29 protein-coding genes are annotated in these 24,039 nt (G+C 68.0%); 10 read left to right on the top strand and 19 right to left on the bottom strand.

Annotated features, from left to right (window positions below):
* The first annotated feature begins 81 nt into the window (after positions 1-81).
* Positions 82-1,467: an alpha/beta hydrolase family protein gene (locus IU449_RS16455; RefSeq protein ID WP_195002951.1), complete on the top strand. Its 1,386-nt coding sequence runs from the start codon at positions 82-84 to the stop codon at positions 1,465-1,467.
* Positions 1,468-1,561: 94 nt separating this feature from the next.
* A complete protein-coding gene (locus tag IU449_RS16450) occupies positions 1,562-2,491 on the top strand; it encodes an RluA family pseudouridine synthase (protein ID WP_195002950.1) in 930 nt (309 codons plus the stop codon).
* 6 nt (positions 2,492-2,497) lie between these two features.
* Here IU449_RS16450 and IU449_RS16445 read toward each other — a convergent pair whose 3' ends face one another.
* Positions 2,498-2,899 carry a hypothetical protein gene (locus IU449_RS16445; protein ID WP_195002949.1) on the bottom strand — a complete coding sequence of 134 codons (402 nt, stop codon included), beginning with the start codon at positions 2,897-2,899 and terminating at the stop codon, positions 2,498-2,500.
* A 293-nt stretch (positions 2,900-3,192) separates the two neighbouring features.
* Here IU449_RS16445 and IU449_RS16440 point away from each other — a divergent pair, with 293 nt between their 5' ends.
* On the top strand, positions 3,193-3,963 hold the full coding sequence (locus IU449_RS16440) for a CPBP family intramembrane glutamic endopeptidase (RefSeq protein WP_195002948.1): 771 nt from the start codon (positions 3,193-3,195) through the stop codon (positions 3,961-3,963).
* A 64-nt stretch (positions 3,964-4,027) separates the two neighbouring features.
* On the opposite strand, the gene IU449_RS16435 is transcribed toward IU449_RS16440, so the two are convergent.
* Together IU449_RS16435 and IU449_RS16430 are read right to left on the bottom strand one after the other, a co-directional pair.
* The gene (locus tag IU449_RS16435) at positions 4,028-4,465 is read right to left on the bottom strand and encodes a type II toxin-antitoxin system VapC family toxin (RefSeq protein WP_195002947.1); all 438 of its coding nucleotides are present in this window, start codon (positions 4,463-4,465) and stop codon (positions 4,028-4,030) included.
* The gene (locus IU449_RS16430; protein WP_195002946.1) at positions 4,462-4,686 is read right to left on the bottom strand and encodes a ribbon-helix-helix protein, CopG family; all 225 of its coding nucleotides are present in this window, start codon (positions 4,684-4,686) and stop codon (positions 4,462-4,464) included. The genes IU449_RS16435 and IU449_RS16430 overlap by 4 nt, the downstream gene beginning before the upstream one ends.
* 131 nt (positions 4,687-4,817) lie before the next feature.
* On the opposite strand from IU449_RS16430, the gene IU449_RS16425 reads away from it, so the two are divergent.
* On the top strand, positions 4,818-5,042 hold the full coding sequence (locus IU449_RS16425) for a hypothetical protein (protein ID WP_195002945.1): 225 nt from the start codon (positions 4,818-4,820) through the stop codon (positions 5,040-5,042).
* 113 nt (positions 5,043-5,155) lie between these two features.
* Here the strand turns inward: IU449_RS16425 and IU449_RS16420 are convergent, their stop codons facing one another.
* The 12 genes from IU449_RS16420 to rpsJ all read right to left on the bottom strand — a co-directional run bounded on the left by IU449_RS16420 (position 5,156) and on the right by rpsJ (position 11,156).
* The gene (locus IU449_RS16420) at positions 5,156-5,461 is read right to left on the bottom strand and encodes a hypothetical protein (RefSeq protein WP_195002944.1); all 306 of its coding nucleotides are present in this window, start codon (positions 5,459-5,461) and stop codon (positions 5,156-5,158) included.
* Between the two features lie 424 nt (positions 5,462-5,885).
* A complete protein-coding gene (rpsQ, locus tag IU449_RS16415; RefSeq protein ID WP_195002943.1) occupies positions 5,886-6,161 on the bottom strand; it encodes a 30S ribosomal protein S17 in 276 nt (91 codons plus the stop codon).
* Positions 6,158-6,397 carry a 50S ribosomal protein L29 gene (gene rpmC / locus IU449_RS16410; RefSeq protein WP_040794488.1) on the bottom strand — a complete coding sequence of 80 codons (240 nt, stop codon included), beginning with the start codon at positions 6,395-6,397 and terminating at the stop codon, positions 6,158-6,160. Before rpmC ends, rpsQ begins: the two co-directional genes overlap by 4 nt.
* Positions 6,397-6,813, bottom strand: a complete 417-nt coding sequence (rplP, locus tag IU449_RS16405; protein ID WP_067861063.1) for a 50S ribosomal protein L16 — start codon at positions 6,811-6,813, stop codon at positions 6,397-6,399. Before rplP ends, rpmC begins: the two co-directional genes overlap by 1 nt.
* 3 nt (positions 6,814-6,816) lie before the next feature.
* Positions 6,817-7,620 (bottom strand): 30S ribosomal protein S3, encoded by an 804-nt coding sequence (gene rpsC / locus IU449_RS16400; protein ID WP_195002942.1) that lies wholly within the window; start codon positions 7,618-7,620, stop codon positions 6,817-6,819.
* Positions 7,621-8,019 (bottom strand): 50S ribosomal protein L22, encoded by a 399-nt coding sequence (rplV, locus tag IU449_RS16395; RefSeq protein WP_195002941.1) that lies wholly within the window; start codon positions 8,017-8,019, stop codon positions 7,621-7,623.
* Positions 8,016-8,297, bottom strand: a complete 282-nt coding sequence (gene rpsS / locus IU449_RS16390; protein WP_014349056.1) for a 30S ribosomal protein S19 — start codon at positions 8,295-8,297, stop codon at positions 8,016-8,018. The genes rplV and rpsS overlap by 4 nt, the downstream gene beginning before the upstream one ends.
* Positions 8,298-8,312: 15 nt before the next feature.
* Positions 8,313-9,149: a 50S ribosomal protein L2 gene (gene rplB, locus IU449_RS16385; protein WP_067861071.1), complete on the bottom strand. Its 837-nt coding sequence runs from the start codon at positions 9,147-9,149 to the stop codon at positions 8,313-8,315.
* Positions 9,150-9,182: 33 nt separating this feature from the next.
* Complete coding sequence (gene rplW / locus IU449_RS16380) at positions 9,183-9,488, bottom strand: 50S ribosomal protein L23 (protein WP_040794483.1); 306 nt, start codon at positions 9,486-9,488, stop codon at positions 9,183-9,185.
* Positions 9,485-10,174, bottom strand: a complete 690-nt coding sequence (gene rplD, locus IU449_RS16375; RefSeq protein ID WP_195002940.1) for a 50S ribosomal protein L4 — start codon at positions 10,172-10,174, stop codon at positions 9,485-9,487. The genes rplW and rplD overlap by 4 nt, the downstream gene beginning before the upstream one ends.
* Entirely contained in the window at positions 10,171-10,836 is a 666-nt protein-coding gene (rplC, locus tag IU449_RS16370) for a 50S ribosomal protein L3 (RefSeq protein ID WP_195002939.1), read from the bottom strand. Before rplC ends, rplD begins: the two co-directional genes overlap by 4 nt.
* A 14-nt stretch (positions 10,837-10,850) precedes the next feature.
* Positions 10,851-11,156, bottom strand: coding sequence for a 30S ribosomal protein S10 (gene rpsJ, locus IU449_RS16365; RefSeq protein ID WP_003938093.1), 306 nt, complete (start codon positions 11,154-11,156; stop codon positions 10,851-10,853).
* A gap of 480 nt (positions 11,157-11,636) precedes the next feature.
* Here rpsJ and IU449_RS16360 point away from each other — a divergent pair, with 480 nt between their 5' ends.
* The 3 genes from IU449_RS16360 to IU449_RS16350 all read left to right on the top strand — a co-directional run bounded on the left by IU449_RS16360 (position 11,637) and on the right by IU449_RS16350 (position 14,522).
* Positions 11,637-12,662 (top strand): DUF2804 domain-containing protein, encoded by a 1,026-nt coding sequence (locus tag IU449_RS16360; protein WP_195002938.1) that lies wholly within the window; start codon positions 11,637-11,639, stop codon positions 12,660-12,662.
* A 54-nt stretch (positions 12,663-12,716) separates the two neighbouring features.
* Positions 12,717-13,193 carry a hotdog fold domain-containing protein gene (locus IU449_RS16355; RefSeq protein ID WP_195002937.1) on the top strand — a complete coding sequence of 159 codons (477 nt, stop codon included), beginning with the start codon at positions 12,717-12,719 and terminating at the stop codon, positions 13,191-13,193.
* Between the two features lie 138 nt (positions 13,194-13,331).
* Entirely contained in the window at positions 13,332-14,522 is a 1,191-nt protein-coding gene (locus IU449_RS16350; protein ID WP_195002936.1) for a lycopene cyclase family protein, read from the top strand.
* Between the two features lie 272 nt (positions 14,523-14,794).
* Here the strand turns inward: IU449_RS16350 and IU449_RS16345 are convergent, their stop codons facing one another.
* The 3 genes from IU449_RS16345 to IU449_RS16335 are packed head-to-tail and all read right to left on the bottom strand — an operon-like array spanning position 14,795 to position 17,504.
* The gene (locus IU449_RS16345; RefSeq protein WP_195002935.1) at positions 14,795-15,691 is read right to left on the bottom strand and encodes an ABC transporter permease; all 897 of its coding nucleotides are present in this window, start codon (positions 15,689-15,691) and stop codon (positions 14,795-14,797) included.
* The gene (locus IU449_RS16340) at positions 15,688-16,500 is read right to left on the bottom strand and encodes an ABC transporter permease (RefSeq protein WP_195002934.1); all 813 of its coding nucleotides are present in this window, start codon (positions 16,498-16,500) and stop codon (positions 15,688-15,690) included. Before IU449_RS16340 ends, IU449_RS16345 begins: the two co-directional genes overlap by 4 nt.
* Positions 16,497-17,504 carry an ATP-binding cassette domain-containing protein gene (locus IU449_RS16335; protein ID WP_195002933.1) on the bottom strand — a complete coding sequence of 336 codons (1,008 nt, stop codon included), beginning with the start codon at positions 17,502-17,504 and terminating at the stop codon, positions 16,497-16,499. The genes IU449_RS16340 and IU449_RS16335 overlap by 4 nt, the downstream gene beginning before the upstream one ends.
* A 472-nt stretch (positions 17,505-17,976) precedes the next feature.
* On the opposite strand from IU449_RS16335, the gene IU449_RS16330 reads away from it, so the two are divergent.
* Positions 17,977-19,443 (top strand): aldehyde dehydrogenase family protein, encoded by a 1,467-nt coding sequence (locus IU449_RS16330; protein WP_324188281.1) that lies wholly within the window; start codon positions 17,977-17,979, stop codon positions 19,441-19,443.
* Positions 19,444-19,467: 24 nt separating this feature from the next.
* On the opposite strand, the gene IU449_RS16325 is transcribed toward IU449_RS16330, so the two are convergent.
* The gene (locus IU449_RS16325; RefSeq protein WP_195002931.1) at positions 19,468-20,784 is read right to left on the bottom strand and encodes a TetR/AcrR family transcriptional regulator; all 1,317 of its coding nucleotides are present in this window, start codon (positions 20,782-20,784) and stop codon (positions 19,468-19,470) included.
* Between the two features lie 136 nt (positions 20,785-20,920).
* Here IU449_RS16325 and IU449_RS16320 point away from each other — a divergent pair, with 136 nt between their 5' ends.
* Together IU449_RS16320 and IU449_RS16315 are read left to right on the top strand one after the other, a co-directional pair.
* Positions 20,921-21,733, top strand: a complete 813-nt coding sequence (locus IU449_RS16320; RefSeq protein ID WP_195002930.1) for an enoyl-CoA hydratase-related protein — start codon at positions 20,921-20,923, stop codon at positions 21,731-21,733.
* Between the two features lie 187 nt (positions 21,734-21,920).
* Complete coding sequence (locus tag IU449_RS16315; RefSeq protein ID WP_195002929.1) at positions 21,921-22,988, top strand: SDR family oxidoreductase; 1,068 nt, start codon at positions 21,921-21,923, stop codon at positions 22,986-22,988.
* Positions 22,989-24,039 lie beyond the last annotated feature (1,051 nt).

Below are 24,039 nucleotides of genomic sequence, written 5' to 3'. Positions count from 1 at the left end.
GTCTGTTGATCAGGGGCGGTTCCGGGCGGCTCGAACCACGCACGGCCCGGCGCGGCGCCGTGACCACGAAACGAGCCGGTGATGTCGACCTTCGACGTGATTCTCGTCGTTCTCACGCTCGGCCACGCCGTCGCGACCGTAGCGGCGCCACGCGCGGCGATGTTCGCGCTGCCGGTCGTGGGACCGTTGTTGTTGTTCGGCTGGCCACTGCAACTGCTGGTGGAGCGCTTCTATTGGCAGTTCCTCCCGCTCTACCTCCTGTTCCCGCTCAGCGCGGTGGTGTCCTTCGTCGTGGGGGCGCGGCGGCGGACCGGTGCGCGCGCGGTCGGCGCGCGCGTCGCCGTGGCCGTGCTCGCGGTGATCGCGCTGCCCGCACCGGCCGCCGTGCCGGTGCCGCGCCTACCCGAACCGACCGGCCGCTACGCGGTGGGATCGGAGATCTTCCGCTGGGTCGACGAGCAGCGCGCCGAGCCGTCGGCCCCTGCCGACCGGCGCAATGTCGTCGTGCAGGCGTGGTACCCGTCCAACGGATCGTCCGGGCGGCGATACCTCTATCTCGACGGCGACGGTGAACTGCCCGGCAGCGTCGCCGGTGTGCCGGGGTGGCTGATGCGCGGATACGGTCTCATCGACAGTCACGCCTCCGCCGACGTGGCCGTCGCCGACGACCGGGCACGATGGCCGGTCGTGCTGTTCTCCCCCGGCTACGGCGCACCGCGCGCCTTCTACACCGCACTCGTCACCGACCTGGCCTCCCGGGGATTCGTGGTCCTCGCCGTCGACCACCCCTACGACTCCGCGATCACCACGCTTTCCGACGGCCGGATCGTGACCACCGCCCCCGACACCTCCGCCGACGACGCCGAGGCCGCCCGGGCGATGGGCGACAGGCAGCGCACCCGCGCCGCCGACCTGAGTTTCGTCATCGACCAGCTCGCCCGTCCCGATCTGCTCGGCCCGCTGGCCGGCCGCCTCGACACCGATCACATCGCCGCTGTCGGGCATTCCCTCGGCGGCGCGAGTGCGCTCGCCGCCCTCGCCGACGATCCGCGCATCGACGCCGCGGTCGATATCGACGGAACCCCCTATGCCGACCTTCCCGACCGCGCCCTCACCCGCCCCGTGCTACTGCTCGAGAGCGACCACGACCGCACCGACCACTCCCAGCGCTACCTCGACGGCAACAGCGCCCTGCTCGGCAACCTCACCGCACCCGGCCACCGCTACGCGCTCGGCGGCGCCGACCACTACGGCTTCACCGACGCCCCCTACTTCCTCGCCAGGCCCGCGCGCTTCGCGCTCGCCGGATTCCCCGGCGGCCCCCGCGAGCCCGCCGATACCGGACGCACCGCCAACGCGCTCATCGAAGCCTTCCTTCGCGGACCGCTCGGCGACCCGCCCGCCGACCTCGCCGCCACGGCCGCAGCCGCCGACGACGTCACCGGCGGGCCCGTCGGCCCCGGCTGAGCCGCACGGGATCACCCGCCGCGTGTGCGGCAGGCCACCGGACACCGGCCCTGGCCGGTGGGCTCGGGCGGCGTGGCCGATAGAGTTCGAGCCGATGAGACGCAGGCAGCAGCCACCGTTGCCCAAACGGCACGGCCTGGACCCCGCCCGGCTGCGGATGCCGGAAGCGGGCGAATGGGCGACGATCCGTGATCACCTGGTCGAGCGGTTGCCGCGCGTGTCACCCGACCGTATCGACGCATTGCTGCGCTCGGGCGAGATCGTCGACCTGTCCGGCCCGATCGCGCCGGACGCCCCGTACGTCCCCGGCGGAGCGGTCTGGTTCCACCGCGACCTGCCCGACGAGGTCGACGTTCCCTTCGAGATCACCGTCGTGCACCGTGACGACACCCTCCTCGTCGCCGACAAACCGCACTTCCTGGCGACCATCCCGCGCGGACAGCACATCCGCCAGACCGCGCTGGTGCGTCTGCGCGAACAACTCGGTCTGCCCGACCTGGTTCCCGCGCATCGGCTCGACCGGGTGACCGCCGGGCTGATCCTGTTCGTCGTCGACCCGGCGCGGCGCGGCGCGTATCAGACGATGTTCCACAAGCGCACCGTGCGCAAGCAGTACGAGGCCATCGCGCCCTACGACCCGCAACTGTCTCTGCCGCGCACCGTGCGCAGCCGCATCGTCAAGGAAAAGCACGTGCTCGCCGCCCGGGAAGTCGAGGGCGAGCCCAATGCCGAGACCCTGGTCGAACTGCTCGAACACCGTGACGGTCTCGGCCGCTACCGGCTGACCCCGCACACCGGCCGCACCCATCAGTTGCGCCTGCACATGAACAGCCTCGGGGTGCCCATCCTCGGCGACGACTTCTACCCCGTGATCACCGACAAGCCCGTGCACGAGTTCACCCGCCCACTGCAGCTACTGGCCTCGACGCTGGAGTTCACCGACCCGGTCACCGGCGAACCGCGCCGATTCCGGAGCACCCGCACGTTGCGGGCCTGGACCGATCACCGGGGCTGGGCCGGCTGACCGGCATCAGGACCCCATGAAGCCCAGTGGTCCGGCGCCACATGTGGCGCTGCCGCTGACCGTCGGTTCGGCCACATTCACCTTGATCTCGTAAGCCAGGCCCTGCAACGCGGCCAGAGTATGGGTGCCCGACTTCGACGGCTTCCACTGGATCGTGGCGACGCCGTCGACCGGCTTGACCGGGCTGCCCGAGATGACCAGAGCGTTGTCGTAGAACCAGACCTCGAACCAGTGGTTCACCTTCGCGGTCAACTGGTAGACGCAGCCCGCCTGCGGTCGGCTGCTCGACACCGCCAGGTGATCGACCGTTGCGGCGGCGTGCGGGGCCCCGGCGACCACCGCACAGGTCACCGCGGCAAGCGCGCCCAGTCCGACTCTGAGACGACCGACGTTCCTGCTCTCGCTCATGACAACTCCTCTACAGTCCATGCGAACGCTCGGACTGTATCGCCCGTCCAGTTCCCCGGTGCCGAATTCTGAAATATTGATTATTCACTTTCGTGCCGGTGGTGAGCATCGACACTTCGTGACCACCGGAACGGCCGCTCGGGCTGAGCGGCACGGGTTACGCCGATCCCCGGAACCCGTTCCGTCCCCGCGGTTCCCGCGCTCGCCCGCCGCAGCCCTCGGCACGGCGGTCCACGCAAAGACGTGGCGAACGCCGCAGTGCGCGCGATCCCCGGCTGGGTAAGCTGGGGCGAATGCACGAACCCGACGCCGTGGCCGTGATCGAAGCCCCTGCCGTGACCGCGACCGAGCCCGGTCGCCATCGGCTGCACGCCTATATCGATGTCGCCGTGGTGATCGCCGTGCTGGCGGGCACCAATCTCATCGCCCATTTCACCACGGCCTGGGCCAATATCGTCAGCGTCCCCGTCGCCGCGCTCGTTCTGCTCGCCCTGGTCCGCAGGCGCGGTCTCGGTTGGGCCGAACTCGGCCTCTCGCCCCGCCATTGGCGGCGCGGCTCGATCTACGCACTGGCCGCCGTCGGCCTGGTCCTCGCGGTGATCGCCGTCGGCGCACTCCTGCCGATCACCCGCCCGTTCTTCCTCGCCGACCGCTACGCCACCCTCTCCGGCGCCCTCATCGCGTCCATGATCGTCATCCCGCTGCAGACCGTCATTCCCGAAGAACTCGCCTTCCGCGGCGTCCTGCACGGCACCCTCGACCGCGCCTGGGGCGCCCGCGGCGTCTTCGCGGCCGGGTCGCTGCTGTTCGGCCTCTGGCACATCGCCTCCTCGTTCGGCCTCACCAGCGGCAACCAGGGCCTCAGCAGCCTGCTCCCCGGCGGCATCGTCGGCCAGGCGATCGGCATCCTGCTCGCCGTCATCGCCACCGCCGCCGCGGGCGTGGTCTTCACCTGGCTCCGGCAACGCAGCGGCAGCCTGCTCGCCCCCATCGCCCTGCACTGGTCGGTCAACGGGCTCGGCGCCCTCACCGCCGCCCTGGTCTGGCACACCACCCTGGCCTGACCGTCCGAACCGAGGTTCAGCACCCGGCGATCCCCGGTGTGCGAACACCCCACGCGCCATCCGTTCAGTGCGAGTCGTCCGGAAGAAGTCGAAAAGCGGGGTAGCGGTTCAGCGGGCGGATCGCCCGGAAGTCCCGGCGGTCCAGCGTCAAGATCGCATCTGTGTCGAAGTCATCCGCCAGCGTGACACACGCCGCGTCGACGAGATCCAGATTCAGTCCGTCATATTTCGCGCGAACATCGATCGCCGTTCGGAGCTGAGGGGCAGTCGTTTCGCCCATCACGATCCTGGTCGATGCGATGCGATCGGACAGCAACCCCAGGATGGCGTCGGCAGCTCTGCGACCTGCTCGCACACTCGCGACATGGTGAACCTCGGTCAGCGCGAGCGGGCTGATCACCAGCGCCCCGGCTCGGTCCGCGGCCCTGCGCACGGCGAAATGCTCGGGGTCAGAGCGATTGAACAGTGCCAGTATTCCCGAGGTGTCCGCGATGACAATCATGCGGGCCGGTTCATCGCGTCGCGAACATCCTCTTTGCCGATCGGCCCGCCGAGATCGAAGGTCTCCTCGTCGCTGAGCAGCGGGACATCCCACCGACGATGCCGCATCAGGTAATCGCGGACGGCGTCGCGCGTGATCTCCTGCTTCGACCGGCCCTCGAGATCGGCTTGCGCCGTGAGCGCTGCCTCTTCCTCTTCCGAGAGTCGCATTGTCCAAGCCATGATGCTGATGGTATCAGCACTGATACCGACTCCTGAAGCCCAACTGCTCCCATGCGTAAACATTCGCCTGCCGCGGATCGATCACTGTGCAACCACCGCGTCGACGGTGCACCGACCGAGGAGGCGAAGCCATGAATGTCACGATGAAGAGCGCGCTGGGCGTATCGATCGGCGCGGCAACGGGGTTCACCGCGTATGAACTCTGGGCACGCAGCCGCGACGGCAGCTGGCCCGACGGCGCCGCGGCCTGGCTCACGGTCGCCGTCACCGCGCTCGTCGTGGGGATCGTGACCGCGATCGTCTACCACCTCGTGCTCGGCCTCCGTGAACGCCGAGCCCGCGGGACGACTCGCTGATCGCGCCGCGTCATCCCGGCGTCACCCACCCGACCGTATCTCCGGAAGAGTCGAGACCAGGACACCACGAAGGCCCGCCTCCCCGGGGACGGGCCCGCACTCACCCGATGGCCTCAGCGGGTCTGGTGCTGATAGTTGAAGTTCGGGTTGGCGACCTGCGAGTTGATGGCGTTGCAGTACGCGTACGCCTGTCCGGGCCGATTGGCCCACGGCCCCCACGGCGACCAGCTGCCGTTCTTGCACAGGGCCCTGATCCGGAATTGCGAGTACGACCCACTGCGGCACTCGACGCCGAGCGCGTTCGTATCCCACCAGCTGATCTTGCAGCCGGGCACGGCTTCGGCCTGCTGCGGCGCTGTCACCATGAAGCCGACAGCGATGGCGGCCGCCGCCATCGTGCCCGAGAGGACGCGTTTCATGTCATCACCCTTCGTCACGTGAGCATCGACTGATAGCCGAAACCTTCACCGCCACAGCCTATCCCGTTTGCAAACACCTATGTTCGCTTCTCGTGACACGACCGAGCGCTCGGTGCGCCGGACCCGATGCGGCGACCCCTCGGTCGAGCATTCGCTTCGCCCGACTCGAACCCCGGTCGACTACCCAGCCTGCGCCTACGCTCTCAACCGGCATCATCCGGGAACAGCCGGAAGGCGGGGTACCTGTGCAGAGGCCGGAGCGCACGGAAATCCCGGCGGTCGAGGGTCGAGATGGCGTCGGTGTCGAATTCATCCGCCGGCGGGACCCCGGACACGACGAAGGCCCGCTTCCCCCGCAAGGGGAAACGGGCCTTCATGTTCTTCGACGTATAGGCCGAAGGATTCCTCAGTCGAGGAGTAAGCCTTACTTGGCCTTCTCCAGGACCTCGACCAGACGCCAGCGCTTGGTGGCCGACATCGGACGGGTCTCCATCAGCGCGACGCGGTCGCCGACACCGGCGATCTCGTTCTCGTCGTGCGCCTTCACCTTGGAGGTGGTGCGGATGATCTTGCCGTAGAGCGGGTGCCGGTGACGGTCTTCCAGCTCGACGACGATCGTCTTGTTCATCTTGTCCGAGACAACGTAGCCGCTACGAACCTTGCGGCTGTTACGGTCCTGTCCCTTCGCGTTCTCGCTCATGCCGCATCTCCCTTGTCAGCGGGTCCGGTGGCCAGACCGAGCTCACGCTCACGCATGACCGTGTAGATGCGCGCGATCTCGTGACGAACGACGCGCAGACGACGGTTGTTGTCGAGCTGACCCGTCGCCATCTGGAAGCGCAGGTTGAACAGCTCTTCCTTCGACTCACGCAGGCGGGAGACGAGTTCGTCCTCGGTGAGCTCGCGGAGCTCTGCGGCCGGTGTTCCGGTAGCCATCAGAACTGCTCCTCCCTGGTCACGATCCTGCACTTCATCGGGAGCTTGTGCATCGCGCGGCGCAGGGCCTCACGAGCGATCTCCTCATTGGGGTACGACATTTCGAACATCACGCGACCGGGCTTGACGTTCGCGACCCACCACTCCGGCGAACCCTTACCGGAACCCATGCGGGTTTCGGCCGGCTTCTTGGTCAGCGGGCGATCCGGGTAGATGTTGATCCAGATCTTGCCGCCACGCTTGATGTGGCGGGTCATCGCGATACGAGCGGACTCGATCTGCCGGTTGGTGACGTAGGCGGGCTCGAGAGCCTGGATGCCGAACTCACCGAAGGACACGGCGGTGCCGCCCTTGGCCATACCGGAGCGACTCGGGTGATGCTGCTTGCGGTGCTTGACCCTACGAGGCATCAGCATGCGTCAGCCCTCCTGATTCTCTGCCGGAGCCTCCGCCACCGCAGTGGCGGCCCGTCCGGCCTCAGTGCTGGTCGCGGTGGTGCCGGTGGAACCGGAACGACGCGGACGGCTCGGCCGCTCGCGGCGCGGACGATCACGATCGCCGGCCGGAGCGCTCACGGCGGTCAGCTCACGCTTGCCACCGACGATGTCGCCCTTGTAGATCCAGACCTTCACGCCGATGCGACCGAAGGTGGTCTTGGCCTCGTAGAGGCCGTAGTCGATGTCGGCGCGCAGCGTGTGCAGCGGCACCCGACCCTCGCGGTAGAACTCCGAGCGCGACATCTCGGCGCCACCGAGGCGGCCCGAGCACTGCACGCGGATGCCCTTGACGTTCGGCGAACGCATGGCCGACTGGATGGCCTTGCGCATCGCGCGACGGAACGCCACACGGTTGGACAGCTGCTCGGCCACACCCTGGGCGACGAGCTGGGCATCCGATTCGGGGTTCTTGACCTCGAGGATGTTCAGCTGCACCTGCTTCTTGGTGAGCTTCTCCAGCTCGGCGCGGATGCGGTCGGCCTCGGCGCCGCGACGGCCGATCACGATGCCCGGACGCGCGGTGTGGATGTCCACCCGCACGCGGTCACGGGTGCGCTCGATCTCGACCTTCGAGATGCCCGCGCGCTCCATGCCGGTGGCGAGGAGCTTGCGGATCGCGACGTCTTCCTTCACGTAGTCCGCGTACTGCTTGTCCGCGTACCAACGGGACTTCCAATCGGTGGTGATACCGAGGCGGAAGCCGTGGGGATTGATCTTCTGTCCCATTTACTTTGCCCCTCCCTTCCGGCGGCTGCGAGCAGCACCGGCGGTGGGCACGCTCTCGACCTCGATGGTGATGTGGCTGGTGCGCTTGCGGATCCGGAACGCGCGGCCCTGGGCCCGCGGCTGGAAACGCTTCAGGGTCGCGCCCTCGTCGACGTACGCGGTCGAGATGACCAGCGTGGCCGGGTCGAGGCCGAGGTTGTTCTCGGCGTTGGCCGCGGCACTGGCGACGACCTTGGCGACCGGCTCGCTCGCGGCCTGCGGAGCGAACTTCAGGATCGCCAGGGCGTCCTCGACCCGCTTGCCACGGACCAGGTCCACGACACGACGAGCCTTCATCGGAGTAACGCGAACGTGCTTGGCGGTCGCGCGGGCGGTCGGGTTCTGAGTCTCAGTCGTCATCGCCGCTTGCTCTTCCGATCTTCCTTGACGTGGCTCTTGAACGTCCTGGTCGGCGCGAACTCACCGAGCTTGTGCCCGACCATGTTCTCGGACACGAACACCGGCACGTGCTTGCGGCCGTCGTGGACCGCGAAGGTGTGACCGATGAAATCCGGGGTGATGGTCGAACGACGCGACCAGGTCTTGATGACCTGCTTCGTGCCCTTGTCGTTCTGCACGTCCACCTTCGCCTGGAGGTGGTCGTCGACGAACGGGCCCTTCTTGAGGCTACGTGGCATTTCTTACCTCCTCCTTCAGCGCTTCTTGCCGGTCTTGCGACGGCGGACGATGAGCTTGTCGCTCGGGCGGTTGGGCTTGCGGGTGCGGCCTTCCGGCTGACCCCACGGCGAGACCGGGTGGCGACCACCGGAGGTCTTGCCCTCACCACCACCGTGCGGGTGGTCGACGGGGTTCATCACGACACCACGAACCGTGGGGCGGCGGCCCTTCCAGCGCATACGGCCGGCCTTGCCCCAGTTGATGTTCGACTGCTCGGCGTTGCCGACCTCGCCGACGGTGGCGCGGCAGCGCACGTCGACGCGGCGGATTTCACCGGAGGGCATACGCAGCGTGGCGTAGGGGCCTTCCTTGCCGAGCAGCTGGATGCTCATGCCCGCGGCACGAGCCAGTTTGGCGCCGCCGCCGGGACGCAGCTCCACGTTGTGGATCGTGGTACCGGTCGGGATGTTGCGCAGCGGCAGGTTGTTACCCGGCTTGATGTCGGCGGTGGGGCCGGACTCGATCGGGGTGCCCTGCGAAATGCCCTTCGGCGCCAGGATGTAGCGCTTCTCGCCGTCCACGTAGTGCAGCAGCGCGATGTTGGCGGTCCGGTTGGGGTCGTACTCGATGTGCGCGACCTTGGCCGGGATGCCGTCCTTGTCCAGGCGACGGAAGTCGATGATGCGGTAGGCCCGCTTGTGCCCGCCACCGCGGTGACGGGTGGTGATGCGGCCGTGCGCGTTACGACCACCGGTCTTGCTCAGCGGACGCAGCAGCGACTTCTCGGGAGTGGACCGGGTGATCTCGGCGAAGTCCGAAACGGACGACCCACGCCTACCGGGGGTTGTCGGCTTGTACTTGCGAATTGCCATGAGTTCTTCTCTGCTTTCTGGAATCCCGTCCGCTTACGCGACCGGGCCTCCGAAGATCTCGATGGGCTTGCTGTCGGCCGAGATGGTCACGAGCGCGCGCTTGGTGTTCTTGCGCTTGCCGTAACCGAAGCGGGTCCGCTTGCGCTTGCCCTGACGGTTGGCGGTGTTGACGCTGGTGACCTTCACACCGAAGACCTTCTCGACGGCGATCTTGATCTGCGTCTTGTTGGAGTCCGGGTGCACGATGAAGGTGTAGGTGCCTTCCTCGATCAGTCCGTAGGACTTCTCCGAGATGACCGGCGCCAGCAGGATGTCGCGGGGGTCGGCGATGGTGGTCACTTGCTCTCCTCCTGAGCCGCCTCGGTCGGGCCGTGAACGAAAGCGTTCAGGGCTTCGACACTGAAGACCACGTCGTCGCTGTTGAGCACGTCGTAGGTGTTCAGCTGATCCGGGGCGATCGGCTGCACGTTCTGCAGGTTCGCCACGCTCTTCCACGCGGCGACGTCCTCGCGGCCGACGACGACCAGGAACTTCTTGCGGTCCGACAGCTCGGACAGGAAGCTCTTGGCGGTCTTGGTCGACGGGGTCTGGCCGGCCACCAGCTCGCTGATCACGTGGATGCGATCGTTGCGGGCCCGGTCGGACAGCGCGCCGTGCAGCGCGGCACGGATCATCTTCTTGGGGGTGCGCTGGCTGTAGTCACGCGGCTGCGGGCCGTGGACGGTGCCACCGCCGGCGAACTGCGGCGCGCGGGTCGAGCCCTGACGGGCGCGGCCGGTGCCCTTCTGCCGGTACGGCTTCTTGCCGCCGCCGGAGACCTGGCCACGCGTCTTGGTCGCGTGGGTGCCCTGACGGGCCGCGGCCAGCTGCGCGGTGACGACCTGGTGCATCAGCGCGATGTTGGCGGTCACGTCGAAGATCTCCGCGGGGAGCTCGACGGTGCCGTTGGTCTTGCCTCCGACTTCCTTGACAGGAAGCGTGAGGTTCGCCTTTTCGGTTTCCTTCTGAGTGCTCACGGCGCTCATGCGTGCGCACCACCCTTCACGGCGCTCTTGACGATCACGACGCCGCCCTTGCGACCCGGGATCGCACCCTTGATCAGCAGCAGGCCGTTCTCGGTGTCGACCTTGTGAACCGACAGGTTCTGCGTGGTCACGCGGTCGTTACCCATACGACCCGACATGCGCATGCCCTTGAACACGCGACCGGGGGTGGCACAGCCACCGATGGAACCCGGACGACGGTGCACGGCCTGCGCACCGTGCGAGGCACCCTGGCCGGCGAAGCCGTGGCGCTTCATGGTGCCCGCGAAGCCCTTGCCCTTGGAGGTGCCGGTGACGTCGACGTAGCTGCCCTCTTCGAACACGTCGGCGTTGAGCTCCTGGCCGACCTCGAAGGCCGAGGCGTCGGCGACACGGAGTTCGGCGATGTGGCGACGCGGGGTGACACCGGCCTTGGCGAACTGGCCGGAGACCGGCTTGTTCACCTTGCGGGGGTCGATGGCGCCGAAGGCGACCTGCACGGCGCTGTAGCCGTCGCGCTCCTCGGTGCGGATCTGGGTGACCACGTTCGGGCCCGCCTTGATCACGGTCACCGGGACGACGCGGTTCTTGTCGTCGAAGACCTGGGTCATGCCGAGCTTGGTGCCCAGGATTCCGGCGGCAGGCCGGTTCTTGTTGTCAGTCATATCTCGAGTCCCCGTCACTGAATATTGACGTCGACGCTGGCCGGCAGGTCGATGCGCATCAGCGCGTCGACCGTCTTCGGCGTCGGGTCGAGGATGTCGATGAGACGCTTGTGCGTGCGCATCTCGAAGTGTTCGCGCGAGTCCTTGTACTTGTGCGGCGAACGGATGACGCAGTACACGTTCTTCTCGGTCGGCAACGGCACCGGTCCGACCACGCGGGCCCCGGTGCGGGTGACCGTCTCCACGATCTTGCGCGCAGACGCGTCGATCGCCTCGTGGTCATAGGCCTTGAGCCTGATGCGGATCTTTTGTCCCGCCACGCTAAGTGTCCTTTTCTCCGCTTTCCTTCGTGGCCCGGAAGCCGTCAGGCATCCGATACCACCCTCATTTGCTACAGCCCGAACACACGAAAGACGCCTCAGAGGAGACCAACCGACCGGGGCATGCCCGATCTTCGCCGCTGTTCATCTGTCATGGTTCTCCGGTCCACGCGGTCGGGCGTGTCGCCTTTTCGCTCATTCTGCGGCCCGGATCGAAAACTTCATCACAGGCTTGCAGAACCATGTCCCGGACGTACTCACACCGGAATCCCGGTGAAGTACATGATTGGGTACTGCTCTCGCCCCACCCGATCACGTCCCGTTTCGCCAGGAAACGACCGCAACCCCGTGCAAGGCAACCCGAACAGTATGCATGAGCCCCGCCGCCGACTCAAATCGCCCCCGTGGCGGGTGCGATCGGACCGATAGCCCTGGTCCAGGCCCCGCCCACATCGGCCGAACGGCTGTCATGATCGGCGGATGAGCGAACGTGAGCTGACCGGACCCGTCGATCTGTGCGACGAGCGCGGGCGCCTGAATCCCGACGCCGTGGGCTGGTCGCGCACGCCGCTGCATCGCGCGAATCTGTCGCGAGCGTGGGGCAGGAAGAAGCGCTGGGATTACTGGTGCGTCACCGCGCCGGACCTCTATATCGCGATCACCTGCGCCGATCTGGATTACCTCGGCAACGCCTCGGTGTGGATCTGCCGTCCATCCACCGGCCTGTCGGTCTCGGTGGACCGCATCGTGCCCGGTGCGCGCGGTTTCGCCCTGCCGGACCAGCCGTGCACGGGTCTGACCGTCGTCGAGGCGTCCGGGCTGCGGGTGGAGATCGACGAACGATCGGCCGAGTCCACCAGGCTGCGGGCGTCGTGCGCCTCGACCACGGAAGGTCCCCTCGCCATAGACATCGAGGTCGCCGAACCGGCCGGGCACGAATCGCTGAATGTGGTGATCCCGTGGTCGCGGCGCCGCTTCCAGTACACGAGCAAACAGAACACCCGCCCGGCGACCGGCACCGTGCGCCTGGGCCGCCATCGATGGGAACTCGGCGGTGCCGATCTGCCCGCCTACGGCACCCTCGACCTCGGCCGCGGGGTCTGGAAATACCGCAATCGCTGGAACTGGGCGGCCGCCTCGGGCGTATCGCACGACGGCCGGACCGTCGGCCTGCAATTCGGTGGTAAGTGGACCGAAGGCACCGGCTACACCGAGAACGGACTGTGCGTCGACGGCAGGCTCACCAAGATCGGCGAGGAATTGCGGTGGAGCTACGACTGGGTCGAGCCCATGCGCCCGTGGCGGATACGCGACAGCGCGGGCATGGTCGACGTCGAACTCGTCCCCGACCACGACCGGTATGCCCGCACCAGTGCGGGCGTCCTGTCGATGGAGGTCCACCAGTGCTTCGGCCGCTGGTCGGGCACGATCGTCACAGATGCGGGCGAGCGGGTGGAATTCACCGACGTGATCGGCTTCGCCGAAGAGGCCCGCAACCGGTGGTGACGGTTCGGCGCACCCCCCTTCCCGGATAACTTACCGAAAAGTAAGATAGCTGGCATGACTGCCGCTACCTCGACCTTCCGCAGCTGGAAGAAGTTGCCCGACAACCTGTTCGGACACACGCTGTTCTCCCTGGGCATGGTGGCGCGGGTGCCGTACTTCGGCACCGTGCTGCCGACCGTGCGGCGGCTCGAGCCCGGGCTGTGCGAGGTGAGCGCGCCGAAGTGGTTCGGCATCCGCAATCATCTCGGCACCTTCCACGCCATCGCCGCCTGCAATCTGGCGGAGGTGGCGATGGGGATGCTGTGCGAGGCGACGGTGCCGTCGTCACATCGCTGGATCCCCAAGGGGATGAATGTGCGGTACCTGGCCAAGGCGGAGAGCAGGCTTCGGGCGGTGGCCTTCCTGCCCGAGGTCCCGGACTTCGCGGCGATCACCGAGGGGCGGGAGCTGGTGGTGCCGGTGTCGATCTACGACCGGGACGGTGTGGAGGTGGTGCACGCCGACATCACCACCTGGGTGACGCCGAGGTAGTTCATCGAACAAGGATCCGGGCAGCGTCAGCGCACGGCGGTCTGTGCCACCGGCGCGCTCCCCTCGAGCATCCACGGCCCACGCTTCCCGCCGGGGAGAGTGTTTGCGCTCGGACGGCGTGTCCGATTTGATGCCCTCATGAGCAATGGCGACAGGGAAGCCGACATCTGTGTGGTCGGCCTCGGTCCGACCGGGCGCGCGCTGGCGCACCGGGCGATGCGCGCGGGGATGCGGGTGACCGCGATCGACCCCCGCCCGGAGCGACTGTTCCCGCCCACCTTCTCCTGCTGGATCGACGAACTGCCGGACTGGCTGCCGCGGGAGGTGATCGCCAGCCGGATCGAGGCGCCGGTGGTGTGGACGAAGACCGAGCACCGGATCCAGCGGCCCTACGCGGTGCTTTCCAAGCAGGGTCTGCACGACGCGCTGTCGCTGGAGGACGCGACGGTGATCGCCGCACGCGCGAGGCGGGTGGACGCGCACGAAGTCGAACTCGGCGACGGGACCGTGGTGCGCGCGGCGACGGTGTTCGACACCAGGGGTCTGCCGACAACAGGGCGGCGGCGGGCCGCCAGCGCGCACGGGATCTTCGTGGACGAGCAGACCGCGGCCCCGATGGTGGCCGAGGGTGAGGGGCTGTTGCTGGACTGGCGGCCGGAGAACGGGGCCGGTCAGGACGAGCCGCCGTCGTTCCTCTACGCGGTACCGCTCGGGGACGGCACAGTGATCTTCGAGGAGACCAGTCTCGGCCTGCGCGGCGGGATGCCGCAGCACGAGTTACGCAAGCGGACGCTGGCCCGGCTGGCCGCGCACGGCATCCGGCTGTCCGGGGACGAGCCGACCGAGGCGGCGCACTATCCGCTGGACCAGCCACCGCCGCGCAAGGGCACCGCCCGGGCGGTCGAATTCGGCTCGCGCGGCGGCATGATGCACCCGTGCACCGGCTACAGCGTGGCCGATTCGCTGGCGCTGGTGGATACCGCGGTGGACGCCGTGCGGGAGGGACGCGACCCTATCGAGGCACTGTGGCCGTGGCAGGCGCGGCTGGTGTACTGGATGCGGATGCGCGGGCTCTACGGGCTGGGCCGATTGACCACCGCGCAGTCGATCTCGATGTTCGAGGCGTTCTTCACCGAGTCCGAGCGCGGGCAGCACGCCCTGCTCTCGGCGCACGCCGACTACACCGCGCTGGGGGCGGTGCTGTTCAACACCGTGGCGCACACCTGGCCGTTCCGCTGGCGCTACGACCTGGTCGGCTGGACCAACCGCAATCGCTGGGTCGGCTACGAGTTCGAGCCGGCGCGGGAGAAGACGCCCGAGCTGGACTGACCTGAGGACCGGGCACAGCGTCGGCTCTCGGCATCGCACGGACCGGCGCCGCGCACGGCGAGTCGGGCGGCCCGACTGTCTGTGCTCGATGGCCTCGGTCCCGCAGGCTGCCCTCGCCGCTCGCGCTGGGTTTCGTCGCACCGGAATGCCCGAACTGGCGATCAGACCGGAGCACACGGATCTGGCCGCGAAGAAGCCGAGCCCGGCGGGCACCTCCTCTCGAGGCGCCCGCCGGGCTCGTCGTGTCCGTGCCGGGCACGCCCGGCGAGTGATCAGCTGGTCTCGGCGGCGCGCCGGTACCCGCGGACGGCGGGCCAGGCGAACACGACGATCAGGCCGAGGGTCCAGGCGACGGTCTTCAGTAGCGGCTCGGCGACCGGACCGCCGTAGGACAGGCCGCGCATGGCGTCGATGGCGGTGCTCATCGGCTGGTTGGCGACGACGTCCTGCAGCCAGGTCGGGTAGGCGAAGACGGGGACGAAGCCGGTGTTGAAGAACATCAGCAGTGTGTTGATGATGCCGATGACGCTGACCAGCAGCACCCCCTCGGTCAGCGTGGCCAGCGCGGTGACCAGCACCGCGAAGCCGACCCCGAACATCACCGGGATCGCGATGAGCGCGATCGCGGCCAGCGGACCCTGACCGAAACGGAACCCGAGCATCAGGCCGACGGCGAGGACGAACAGCGTGGTGATGAGCACGCGGACCGCCTCGGCCAGCAACCGACCGGTCAGGCCCGCGGCCCGGTTCATCGGCATGGTGTGGAAGCGGGCCAGCAGGCCGGTGGCCTTCTCGGTCTTGAACCCCAGCGCGCTGACCACCGCACCCGACATGGCCGCGACCAGGCAGATCATCGGCACCTGGCCGTAGACCGAGGGCATCCCGGTGGCCGAGGAGATGGCGTTGCCGAGCACGATCTTGAACATCAGCAGGGTGGCCGCCGGATACACCAGCGTCTGGATGGTGGTCGCGGGGTCGCGCAGCCAGCCGATCAGCAGCCGCTTGCACTGCAGCAGGCTGTGCCGGGCCCAGGTGGCCGGTGAGTTCTCCGATCGCGCGGGCACCGCGGGCAACTGCTGGAAGCCCTCGGTCCGCGGTTGATCGCTCGTCGCGCTCGCCTCCTCCGATGGGGTCGCCGTGACTGTCGCCGTGGTCTGCACCGAACTCATGCCCGCCTCACACTCGCCCACACCGCGAACGGGGTGAACACCAAAGCCAAACCGACGACCCACGCCAGCGGCACCCACAGCACGCCCCAGCTCACGCCGTCCGCGGCCATGTCGCGCAGGGCGAAGGAGAACTGGGAGATCGGCTGATTGCGCACGAACGGCTGGATCCATTCAGGAAAATTGCGTTCGGGCACGAACCCGCAGGAGAGCATGCCGAAGATGAGCGTCGGCAGGGTGAGCGCCTGGCTGAGCTGCTCGGGGCTCTTGGTCAGGCTGCCCAGGCCGTCGGCGCCGACCGCGAGCACGGTGCCGACCGCCACGGAGAAGACGCAGAACAACACGGCCTGCCCCACGCCCGCCTCGAAGCGGAAGCCGATCATGTGACCGAACAGCAGCGCGCCGACCAGTGAGGTCAGCGAACGCACGAGGCCGGCGCTGATGCGCGAGCAGAACGGCACCAGCGTGCCGATCGGCATGGTCTGCAGCCGGGTGCTCAGGCCGGTCATCGCCTCGAAGGCGGCCAGCTGGGCATTGGAGAGCATGGTGACCGACATGGTCTGCAGCACGATGATGGGCATGACGAACTGCGCGTAGTCGATGCCCTGGAACTTCATCACGTAGCGCAGCGGCAGATAGAAGCCGAGGGTGAAGACCAGCGGGGTAACGAACGCGACGACCAGCTCGCCCTTGGTGGCCATCGTCCACACCACGCGACCGGTGAGCGCGCGCCACTGGGCGAACGACGAGGGCTTCGCCTGCGGAAGCGCGGCGAACAGGTCGGTGCGGGGGTGCTCGGCGACGGCGGTCACGCGTGACCACCCGAATGGCCGGTGATCGACAGAAACACGTCGTCGAGGGAGGGCCTGCGCAGGGCGATGTCGGCCAGTTCGACGCCGGCCGAGTCGAGCCTGCGCAGCGCTTCGGCGAGGGTGGCCGCGCCCTCGGGGGCCGGGATGGACAGGCGGTCGCCGCCGTCGCCGGACTCGGCTGCGGCCAGCACCGCCGCGGGCACCAGATCGCCGAGGGCGTAGGCGGCGATGGTCAGCTTGCTCGGGTCCAGCGGGACCACCTCGCAGTAGCTGCCGCCGGTGCGCTCCTTGAGCTCGTCGGCGGTGCCCTCGGCGATGACCGTGCCCTTATCGATGACGATGATGTTGTCGCTGAGCACGTCGGCCTCTTCGAGGTACTGCGTGGTCAGCAGGACGGTGATGCCTTGATCCTTGAGGACGTTCACCAGATCCCACACGCCCTGGCGGCTGCGCGGGTCCAGACCGGTGGTCGGCTCGTCGAGGAAGACCACCTCGGGGCGCACCACCAGGCCGCAGGCGATGTCCACGCGCCTGCGCATGCCGCCGGAGAAGGTGCGCACCGCGCGCTTGCCCGCGCCGACGAGGTCGAACTCCTCGAGCAGGGTGTCGGCGCGCTTGCGGGCGGCGGACTTGCCCAGCCCCATCAGTCGGCCGAACAGCTCGAGGTTCTCGCGGCCGGAGAGGTTCTCGTCGAGGGCGGCGTACTGGCCGGTCATCATGATCGAGCGGCGCACGCCCGCCGGGTCGATGCGCACATCGTGGCCGGCGACGATCGCGGTGCCGGAGTCCGGGCGCAGCAGCGTCGAGAGCACCTTGACGGTGGTGGTCTTGCCCGCGCCGTTGGGACCGAGGATGCCGAGCACGCTCGCCTTGGTCGCGGTGAAGCTGATGCCGCGCAGTGCGTGCACCTCGCCGAAGGATTTGTGCACGTCCTCCACGACGACCGCGGGGTCGATTGCCGCGGGCTCGCCTGCGGGTGATTCGGCCTGGGGGGAACTCGGCATCAACTCTCCACTGTCTACGCCATCGGCGAGGAATGTCGCCGCACGGCTGCTCGAACACATCGCGGTGATGATCCCTACCGCCCGGCCAGATGTTACCGGCATCCGCTTCAAACGTCGGCCGAGCGGCGAACCCGGGCGAGGATGGACCCAGCTCACAACGTAAGACAAACTATGGCGTTGGTCACAATTTGTCAGTAAGGTTCGGGCCCCGGGGAATCACCGCTGGTCGCGCCGTCGGCGCCGTCGGCGAGGGCGCCGCGACCGTCCTTGTCGGGCGGGTCGCGGCGGCCATACTGTGGTTCCCAGGGGACCAGGTCACTCACTCGTCGGTGGGACAGCCGGTATTTCGTCCCGCGAAGCCGGCTCGATTCGAGTGAGGTGTCAGCGGGACGACTTTGCGAAGAGGTGATCGATGGCCGAGTCCGCGCAGCCACGCCTGGCAGCGTATCCGGGAGGCACTGGCCGAACGAGTGTGCTGACTTCCTACGACCCACGCACCGGTGAGGCGGTCGGTGAGTATCCCGTGCAGCGCACGGCGGATCTCACCCGCGCGGTGCGCGCCGCCCGCGGTGCCGAGAAATGGTGGGGCGGACTGGGATTCAGCAAACGCAAGCGGTGGTTGCTGGATTGGAAGCGCCTCATCGCGCGCCGGGCGGACGAGCTGGTCGAACTGATCTGCACCGAGACAGGAAAACCGGAGGCCGACGCCACCGTCGAAGTAGTGCTGGCGATCGAGAACCTGGACTGGGCCGCGCGCAATGCCGCGCGCGCACTGGGCAGGCGCACGCTGGGCCGGAATTGGTTGACCCGCAATCACAAAGCCACCGTCGGCTATCTGCCGCTCGGGGTGGTCGGCGTGCTGGGCGCGTGGAACAACCCGGTCTACACGCCGATGGGCTCGATCACCTACGCCATGGCGGCGGGCAACGCGGTGGTGTTCAAGCCGCACGAGCTGACCACCGGCGTGGGGATGTGGCTGGCCGAGAGCTGGCGCGAGCTGGCTCCCGAGCAGCCGGTGCTGCAGGCGGTGACCGGGGACGAGAACACCGCGATGGGCCTGTGCCGGGCCGCGGTGGACAAGATCGCCTACTCCGGGTCGGAGGCCGTCGCGCGGCGGGTGATCTCCTGCTGCGCGGAGACCATGACGCCGGTGGTGGTGGAGCGCCACGACAAGGGCGCGATGATCGTGCACGTCGACGCGAAGCTCGACGACGCCGCCGAGGCCGCGGTGTACGGGGCGATGGCCAACGCGGGCCAGAATCCCAGCGGCATCCAGCGCGCGTACGTGGCCGATTCGGTCTACGACACGTTCCTGCACCTGGTGGCCGATCAGGCGCGGCGGTTGCGGCCGGGGGCGGACCGGCGCGCGTCCTACGGGCCGATGATCGTGGAATCGCAGGCCGAGGTGGTGCGCAGGCAGGTGCGTGACGCGCTGGCCAAGGGCGGGCGCGCGGTGGTCGGCGGGCTGGAGTCGATCCGCGAGCCCTACATCCAGCCGATCGTGCTGGCCGAGGTGCCCGAGGACAGCCTGGCGATCACCGGCGAGGCGATCGGTCCGGTGCTGGTGGTCAACCGGGTGGCGAGCATGGAGGAGGCCGCCGAACGAGTCGATGCCGGCGGCAACGCGGTCGCGGTCGCGATGTTCACCCGCGATGTGCACAACATCGAGACCTTCGCCGAGCGGCTGCGCGTGGGAGTGGTGACGATCAACTCCGCCACCGCCTACACCGGTATCCCCGCGCTGCCCTACGGCGGCGTCGGCGAGTACGGACAGGGCCACAGCCACGGCGACCAGGGTCTGCGCGAATTCAGCCGCACGCTGTCGATCGCCCGCAAGCGGTACCGGGGCACGGTCGACCTGACGACCTTCGACCGGGATCCCCGCGATCTCCGCCGGGCCAGGAGGATTTTCCAGATACGCCACGGCCACCGCCTGTGACGGTCAGGGCGGAGGCGGCCGTCGCTAGCTGGGCTCTCGGGTGTTCGCGCCGAGCAGGACCGCTTCCATGAGGGTCGTGACGCGGGCGAGCTGGGCGGGACGGGCGTCGAAGCGCAGCAGCCTGCCGACGTCGATGACCTGACCGATCGCGGCGTGCACGCGGAAGCGCGCCTCGATCGGGTCGCCGTCGAGCAGGTTGGCCCATTCGAGGATGTTCTGGCGCTGGATGGCACGCAGTTTGTGCTGTTCGGCCTGCGGCAGGTTGGAGAACTCGGCGTAGTAGACCGGCATGATCTCCGGCATGCCGAAGGTCAGCTTCGCCTGTCGTTCGGCGATCCGGCGAGCGGCGTCGGGCCTGCTGGTGGATTCGGCCAGCGCTTCGGTGATGGCCAGCGAGACGCGGTCGCCGGTGCGGTGGAAAGCGGCGGCGAGCAGGTCGGCCTTGCTGGAGAAGTACCGGTAGACGCTGGAGGCGTTGATGCCGACGGCCGCGCCGATCTCCTCGATGCTGGCCTCGTGGTACCCCTGGCGGCCGAAGATGCGGATCGCCTCGGTGAGCAGTTGTTCGCGTTTGGAGGTGACCGGCAGGCCGCGGGGCGCGGGTTGCTGCTCGACCGCTGGTGGCGCGGGCGGCAGGTCCGCGCGGAGCACGGCCCAGCTCATGTCGCGCAGCAGGGGCATGAGCCGGGCACTGGACAGCGCGGTGCGGTGGTGGGCGATGCTGGCGATGGCGCTCATCATCGAGGCCGCCAGGATGCGCAGGTCGGCCTGATCCAAGCCGGGGCGCAGCCGGGCGATGGGGGCGGCGACGGTGTCGTTGAGGTCGTCGTAGACCCGACGGATGCGGCGACGGTCCTCGGCCTCCAGATAGCGGCGTTCCCACCGGTAGAGCCCGGCTTCGCGGCGGATCTCGATGGTGTACTCGCTGAGCGCTTTGATCAGCGCGTCCAAGCGGGGCTCGGGGTCGAGATTCGGGTCGTCGGCCGCCTGTACGACCTGCAGCAGATGCTGGGCGCCGATTTCCGCGGCGGCGACGAGCAGGGCGTACTTGTTGGCGAAGTGCCGGTACAGCGCGGGCCCGGAGATACCGACCTCGGCGGCGATCTCGTCGACGCCGACCGGGTAGTAGCCGCGTTCGCTGAACGCCCTGGCCGCCGCCCGCACGATCTGCGCTTTACGGTCCTTGGGCCTGCGGCGCACGCCGGATTCGCCGTTCGCCCGATTCGCGCCGTTGCCCGTCGCCACCGCCGTCTCCGTCCCCGCGGATTTCGCGGCCGCCGTTCTCCCGCCCGGGCCCGGCCGCGATGTCGCGAGTTCGACCTCGCCGTGTTCCGCGACCATGCACCTCTCCCGTTCCGGACCGGCGCCATGTGGTTGACAGCGCCGGACATATCACCTTAAGTTAACCACAATTCGCAAAGTTAACCACTATTCGAGGCCCGGCGCCCGCCGAATCCCGCACGAGGAGCGCACCACGATGAGCAACACCGATTCCGCGACCGAGGCTCCGGCCCCGGCCCGCTTCTCGGCGGTCAAGGACGGCACGATCCTGCGCGTCACGATCACCAACCCGAAGCGCAAGAATGCCATCAGCTACGACACCTTGGTGGCGCTCGGCGATACTTTCCTCGAGGTCGCGCAGGATACCTCGGTGCGCGCGATCGTCCTCAGCGGCGAGGCGGGCGACTTCAGCACCGGTGCCGACCTGTCCTCCTCGGCCGCCGAAGCGCAGCGCGGCATCACTCCCGAGCAGATCATGGACGCGGCCAACCGCCTCGTGCGTGCGATCGTGGACGCGCCGGTCCCGGTGATCGCCAAGGTCACCGGCGCGGCCGCGGGCGTCGGTGTGGGCATCGCGCTGGCCGCCGACCTGGTCTACGCCGCCGAGGACTCCTACCTGCTGCTGGCCTTCATCAACATCGGCCTGATGCCCGACGGCGGCGCGGCCGCGCTGGTCGCCGCCGCGGCCGGTCGCCCGCTGGCCGCGAAGATGGCGCTGCTGGGCGAGCGGCTGCCCGCCGCCGAGGCGCACAAGGCCGGCCTGTTCACCGCCGTGCTGCCCGCGGACGAGCTGGACGCCGCGGTCGAGGCGGTGGCCGCGAAGGTCGCCGCGGGCCCGCGTCGCGCGCTCGAGCTCACCAAGCGCGCGCTGAACCAGAGCACCCTGGCCACCCTGGACGAGACGCTGGCCGCCGAGAAGACGGGCCAGTCCGAGCTGCTGCAGTCGCCGGACTTCGTCGAGGGCGCGACCGCCATGCTGACCAAGCGCAAGCCGGTCTTCGGCGACTAGCTCGCCGCGACGCCGCCGCGCGGGCGGGCTCGGACTCTACCGCGCGGTTGGATTCTTCCGCCTCACGGCGGATCGGTGGTTCGCGGGCCGTCCTGGGTAGCTCCGGGCCCGCGAACAGCCACCGTTCACGTCACAATTGTGACACCGAACACATGTGATCAGCGCCGACTGGCTATGTTGATCGGCTATGACATACCTGGTCACCGGCGCCACCGGGTTCATCGGCCGCTTCCTCGTTCCCGCGTTGCTGCGCCGCGACGGTGATATCCATGTCCTGATCCGGCCGGGCGACGCGGCTGCCGAGCGCTTCGCCCGCTGCGCCGCCGAATGGGACGGCGGCGAACGCGTCCGCCCGGTCGTGGGAGATCTCGCCGAGCCGGGCCCGACGATCGATCCGGCCTGGGTGGACGAGCATCGCGGGACGATCGCGCACGTCTTCCACCTCGCCACCACGATCGACCACATAGGCAACGCGGACACCGATCCCGAGCATCTCGCCGCCCTCGATCCGGCCGCGACCCGGCGCGTGGTGGAGCTGGCCCGAGCACTCGAGGCCGATCGGCTGCACCACCTTTCGACCGTTGACGTCTCCGGCGATCATCGCGGCCCGTTCACCGAGAGCATGCTCGACACCTGTCAGCACCTGACTCCCCGGCAGCGCGGGCGCTACGAGTCCGAGCGGGTGATCCGCGCGAGCGGGCTGGACTGGCGCATCTACCGACCGGCCATCGTGATCGGCCATTCCCGCACCGGCGAGGTCGACGAGTCCGACGTGGGCACCGGGCGGTTCTTCGAACTGCTGCGCCGCGCCGGGCAACTGCCGCGCCTGCTGCCGGTGCTCGTGCCGCAACTGGGCGAAACCAACATGGTCCCGGTCGATTTCGTCGCCGAAGCTCTCGACCACATCGCCCACTCCCCCGCACCCGCCCACAGCACCTTCCACCTGACCGATCCAGCCCGCGTACGCGCGGTGGACGCCCTGAACCTGTTCGCCGACGAAGCGGGCGCACCCCACCTGGTCGAGGTCATGGGCAAGAACACCCTGCGCAAAGTGCTGCGCATGCCCGGCATGCAGCGAATGCTGCCTAGCGTCGGACTGCCCGAGGACGCGCTGGAGCACAGCGAGTTCGGCTGCTGGTTCGACTGCGCGAATACCACCGCCGCCCTCGCGGGCACCGGCATCACGGTGCCACCGCTGGCCGACTACGCGCCGCGCATCTGGAAGACCTGGAACGAACTCGCCACCGTGCGGTGACCATGTCCCGATAGGTGACCATGTCCCGATAATCACACAGCCCGAGGTATCACTGCGGATCCACGGGTGCGAGAGCGACGAGGAAGTCCGCTCACCCGCCGACCACCAGGGCCAAGGTTGTCCTTCGTCGGCCACGACGAGTTCGACAGAATTTCCTTGAAGCATGCCCTCCACTTTTTCGTCGAAGTCCGGCCCAACCGATCGCGCAGTAGAGTCCGACCACCTCACCCCATCGCGTCGGTCTCAGGGCCGAGCGTCGAAAGGTACGCCTCCCAGGATGGCAGCACAAGCGGCTGCTCGGAATCGCTCACGTCGCTGGTCTCGAACTCCGCCACGATCCGTCGTCCATTGATCGCGAGGACGGCCTCGGTCTTGACCCGCTAGAATTCTTCGGCCGTATCGTAACGCCTGCCATCGATAACAAATTCCGCCCGCCACCGATCGTTTCGCTTCACCCAGACAATGCTTCGCCCTCCCCCTGAAACCACCATCAATCGCCACGAAGGAATCGTTCGAATGCGTCTTCCTCAGGCTCGGGCATACCGAACATCCCAGCGATTTCCAACATTCTCTCATCGGTCACGACAGCCGGCACGTAATCGCGACTGCGGACGTATTCGAGAAAATCATCCGGAGGCGAGACCCCATGCATCCGCACATAGTCCGCCCACGCCAAGGGCCATACCCACACGCCATCTGTCATAACTCCGACGGAAACGACCACAGAAGGGCCGTCAACGAAGGGATCGGGTATCATTCCCGGCGACAATACAACTGGAGACGCATTTCGAAAATAATACTCCAATCTACCGGCTTCAGCCGGCGATATACCGAACGGCTGAGCATCTATATGTCTGTCATCCGATCCGATACGTCGAGGCGCCGAAACCGCAGTCACTTCATTACCATTCACTAGATTTACGTGGCGAATACTATACGAATTTCCCTTGGTTCGTCGGATACTTGCCCTTACCTGCCGCATCCCGAGGAGCAGATCTGATTCGTTGAGACGGACATCCCTCCGCCACGGCCTCATCTCAACTCGTAGCCG

It is taken from the genome of Nocardia higoensis (genome assembly GCF_015477835.1).
In the GTDB taxonomy this organism is placed as follows: domain Bacteria; phylum Actinomycetota; class Actinomycetes; order Mycobacteriales; family Mycobacteriaceae; genus Nocardia; species Nocardia higoensis_A.
This window is presented reverse-complemented; position numbering and strand designations above follow the sequence as displayed.

What these genes read in the sequence shown, in the direction of transcription:
- rplD (WP_195002940.1), bottom strand. Translation starts at nt 10,174, where the DNA reads ATGAGCGCCGTGAGCACTCAGAAGGAAACCGAAAAGGCGAACCTCACG.
- IU449_RS16445 (WP_195002949.1), bottom strand. Translation starts at nt 2,899, where the DNA reads ATGAGCGAGAGCAGGAACGTCGGTCGTCTCAGAGTCGGACTGGGCGCG.
- IU449_RS16350 (WP_195002936.1), top strand. Translation starts at nt 13,332, where the DNA reads ATGAGCAATGGCGACAGGGAAGCCGACATCTGTGTGGTCGGCCTCGGT.
- rpmC (WP_040794488.1), bottom strand. Translation starts at nt 6,397, where the DNA reads ATGGCTACCGGAACACCGGCCGCAGAGCTCCGCGAGCTCACCGAGGAC.
- IU449_RS16440 (WP_195002948.1), top strand. Translation starts at nt 3,193, where the DNA reads ATGCACGAACCCGACGCCGTGGCCGTGATCGAAGCCCCTGCCGTGACC.
- rplC (WP_195002939.1), bottom strand. Translation starts at nt 10,836, where the DNA reads ATGACTGACAACAAGAACCGGCCTGCCGCCGGAATCCTGGGCACCAAG.
- rplP (WP_067861063.1), bottom strand. Translation starts at nt 6,813, where the DNA reads ATGCTGATGCCTCGTAGGGTCAAGCACCGCAAGCAGCATCACCCGAGT.
- IU449_RS16420 (WP_195002944.1), bottom strand. Translation starts at nt 5,461, where the DNA reads ATGAAACGCGTCCTCTCGGGCACGATGGCGGCGGCCGCCATCGCTGTC.
- IU449_RS16355 (WP_195002937.1), top strand. Translation starts at nt 12,717, where the DNA reads ATGACTGCCGCTACCTCGACCTTCCGCAGCTGGAAGAAGTTGCCCGAC.
- IU449_RS16315 (WP_195002929.1), top strand. Translation starts at nt 21,921, where the DNA reads ATGACATACCTGGTCACCGGCGCCACCGGGTTCATCGGCCGCTTCCTC.
- IU449_RS16320 (WP_195002930.1), top strand. Translation starts at nt 20,921, where the DNA reads ATGAGCAACACCGATTCCGCGACCGAGGCTCCGGCCCCGGCCCGCTTC.
- IU449_RS16345 (WP_195002935.1), bottom strand. Translation starts at nt 15,691, where the DNA reads ATGAGTTCGGTGCAGACCACGGCGACAGTCACGGCGACCCCATCGGAG.
- IU449_RS16360 (WP_195002938.1), top strand. Translation starts at nt 11,637, where the DNA reads ATGAGCGAACGTGAGCTGACCGGACCCGTCGATCTGTGCGACGAGCGC.
- IU449_RS16325 (WP_195002931.1), bottom strand. Translation starts at nt 20,784, where the DNA reads ATGGTCGCGGAACACGGCGAGGTCGAACTCGCGACATCGCGGCCGGGC.
- rpsS (WP_014349056.1), bottom strand. Translation starts at nt 8,297, where the DNA reads ATGCCACGTAGCCTCAAGAAGGGCCCGTTCGTCGACGACCACCTCCAG.
- rpsQ (WP_195002943.1), bottom strand. Translation starts at nt 6,161, where the DNA reads ATGAGCGAGAACGCGAAGGGACAGGACCGTAACAGCCGCAAGGTTCGT.
- rplV (WP_195002941.1), bottom strand. Translation starts at nt 8,019, where the DNA reads ATGACGACTGAGACTCAGAACCCGACCGCCCGCGCGACCGCCAAGCAC.
- IU449_RS16430 (WP_195002946.1), bottom strand. Translation starts at nt 4,686, where the DNA reads ATGGCTTGGACAATGCGACTCTCGGAAGAGGAAGAGGCAGCGCTCACG.
- IU449_RS16335 (WP_195002933.1), bottom strand. Translation starts at nt 17,504, where the DNA reads ATGCCGAGTTCCCCCCAGGCCGAATCACCCGCAGGCGAGCCCGCGGCA.
- IU449_RS16455 (WP_195002951.1), top strand. Translation starts at nt 82, where the DNA reads ATGTCGACCTTCGACGTGATTCTCGTCGTTCTCACGCTCGGCCACGCC.
- rplB (WP_067861071.1), bottom strand. Translation starts at nt 9,149, where the DNA reads ATGGCAATTCGCAAGTACAAGCCGACAACCCCCGGTAGGCGTGGGTCG.
- rpsC (WP_195002942.1), bottom strand. Translation starts at nt 7,620, where the DNA reads ATGGGACAGAAGATCAATCCCCACGGCTTCCGCCTCGGTATCACCACC.
- IU449_RS16435 (WP_195002947.1), bottom strand. Translation starts at nt 4,465, where the DNA reads ATGATTGTCATCGCGGACACCTCGGGAATACTGGCACTGTTCAATCGC.
- IU449_RS16450 (WP_195002950.1), top strand. Translation starts at nt 1,562, where the DNA reads ATGAGACGCAGGCAGCAGCCACCGTTGCCCAAACGGCACGGCCTGGAC.
- IU449_RS16425 (WP_195002945.1), top strand. Translation starts at nt 4,818, where the DNA reads ATGAATGTCACGATGAAGAGCGCGCTGGGCGTATCGATCGGCGCGGCA.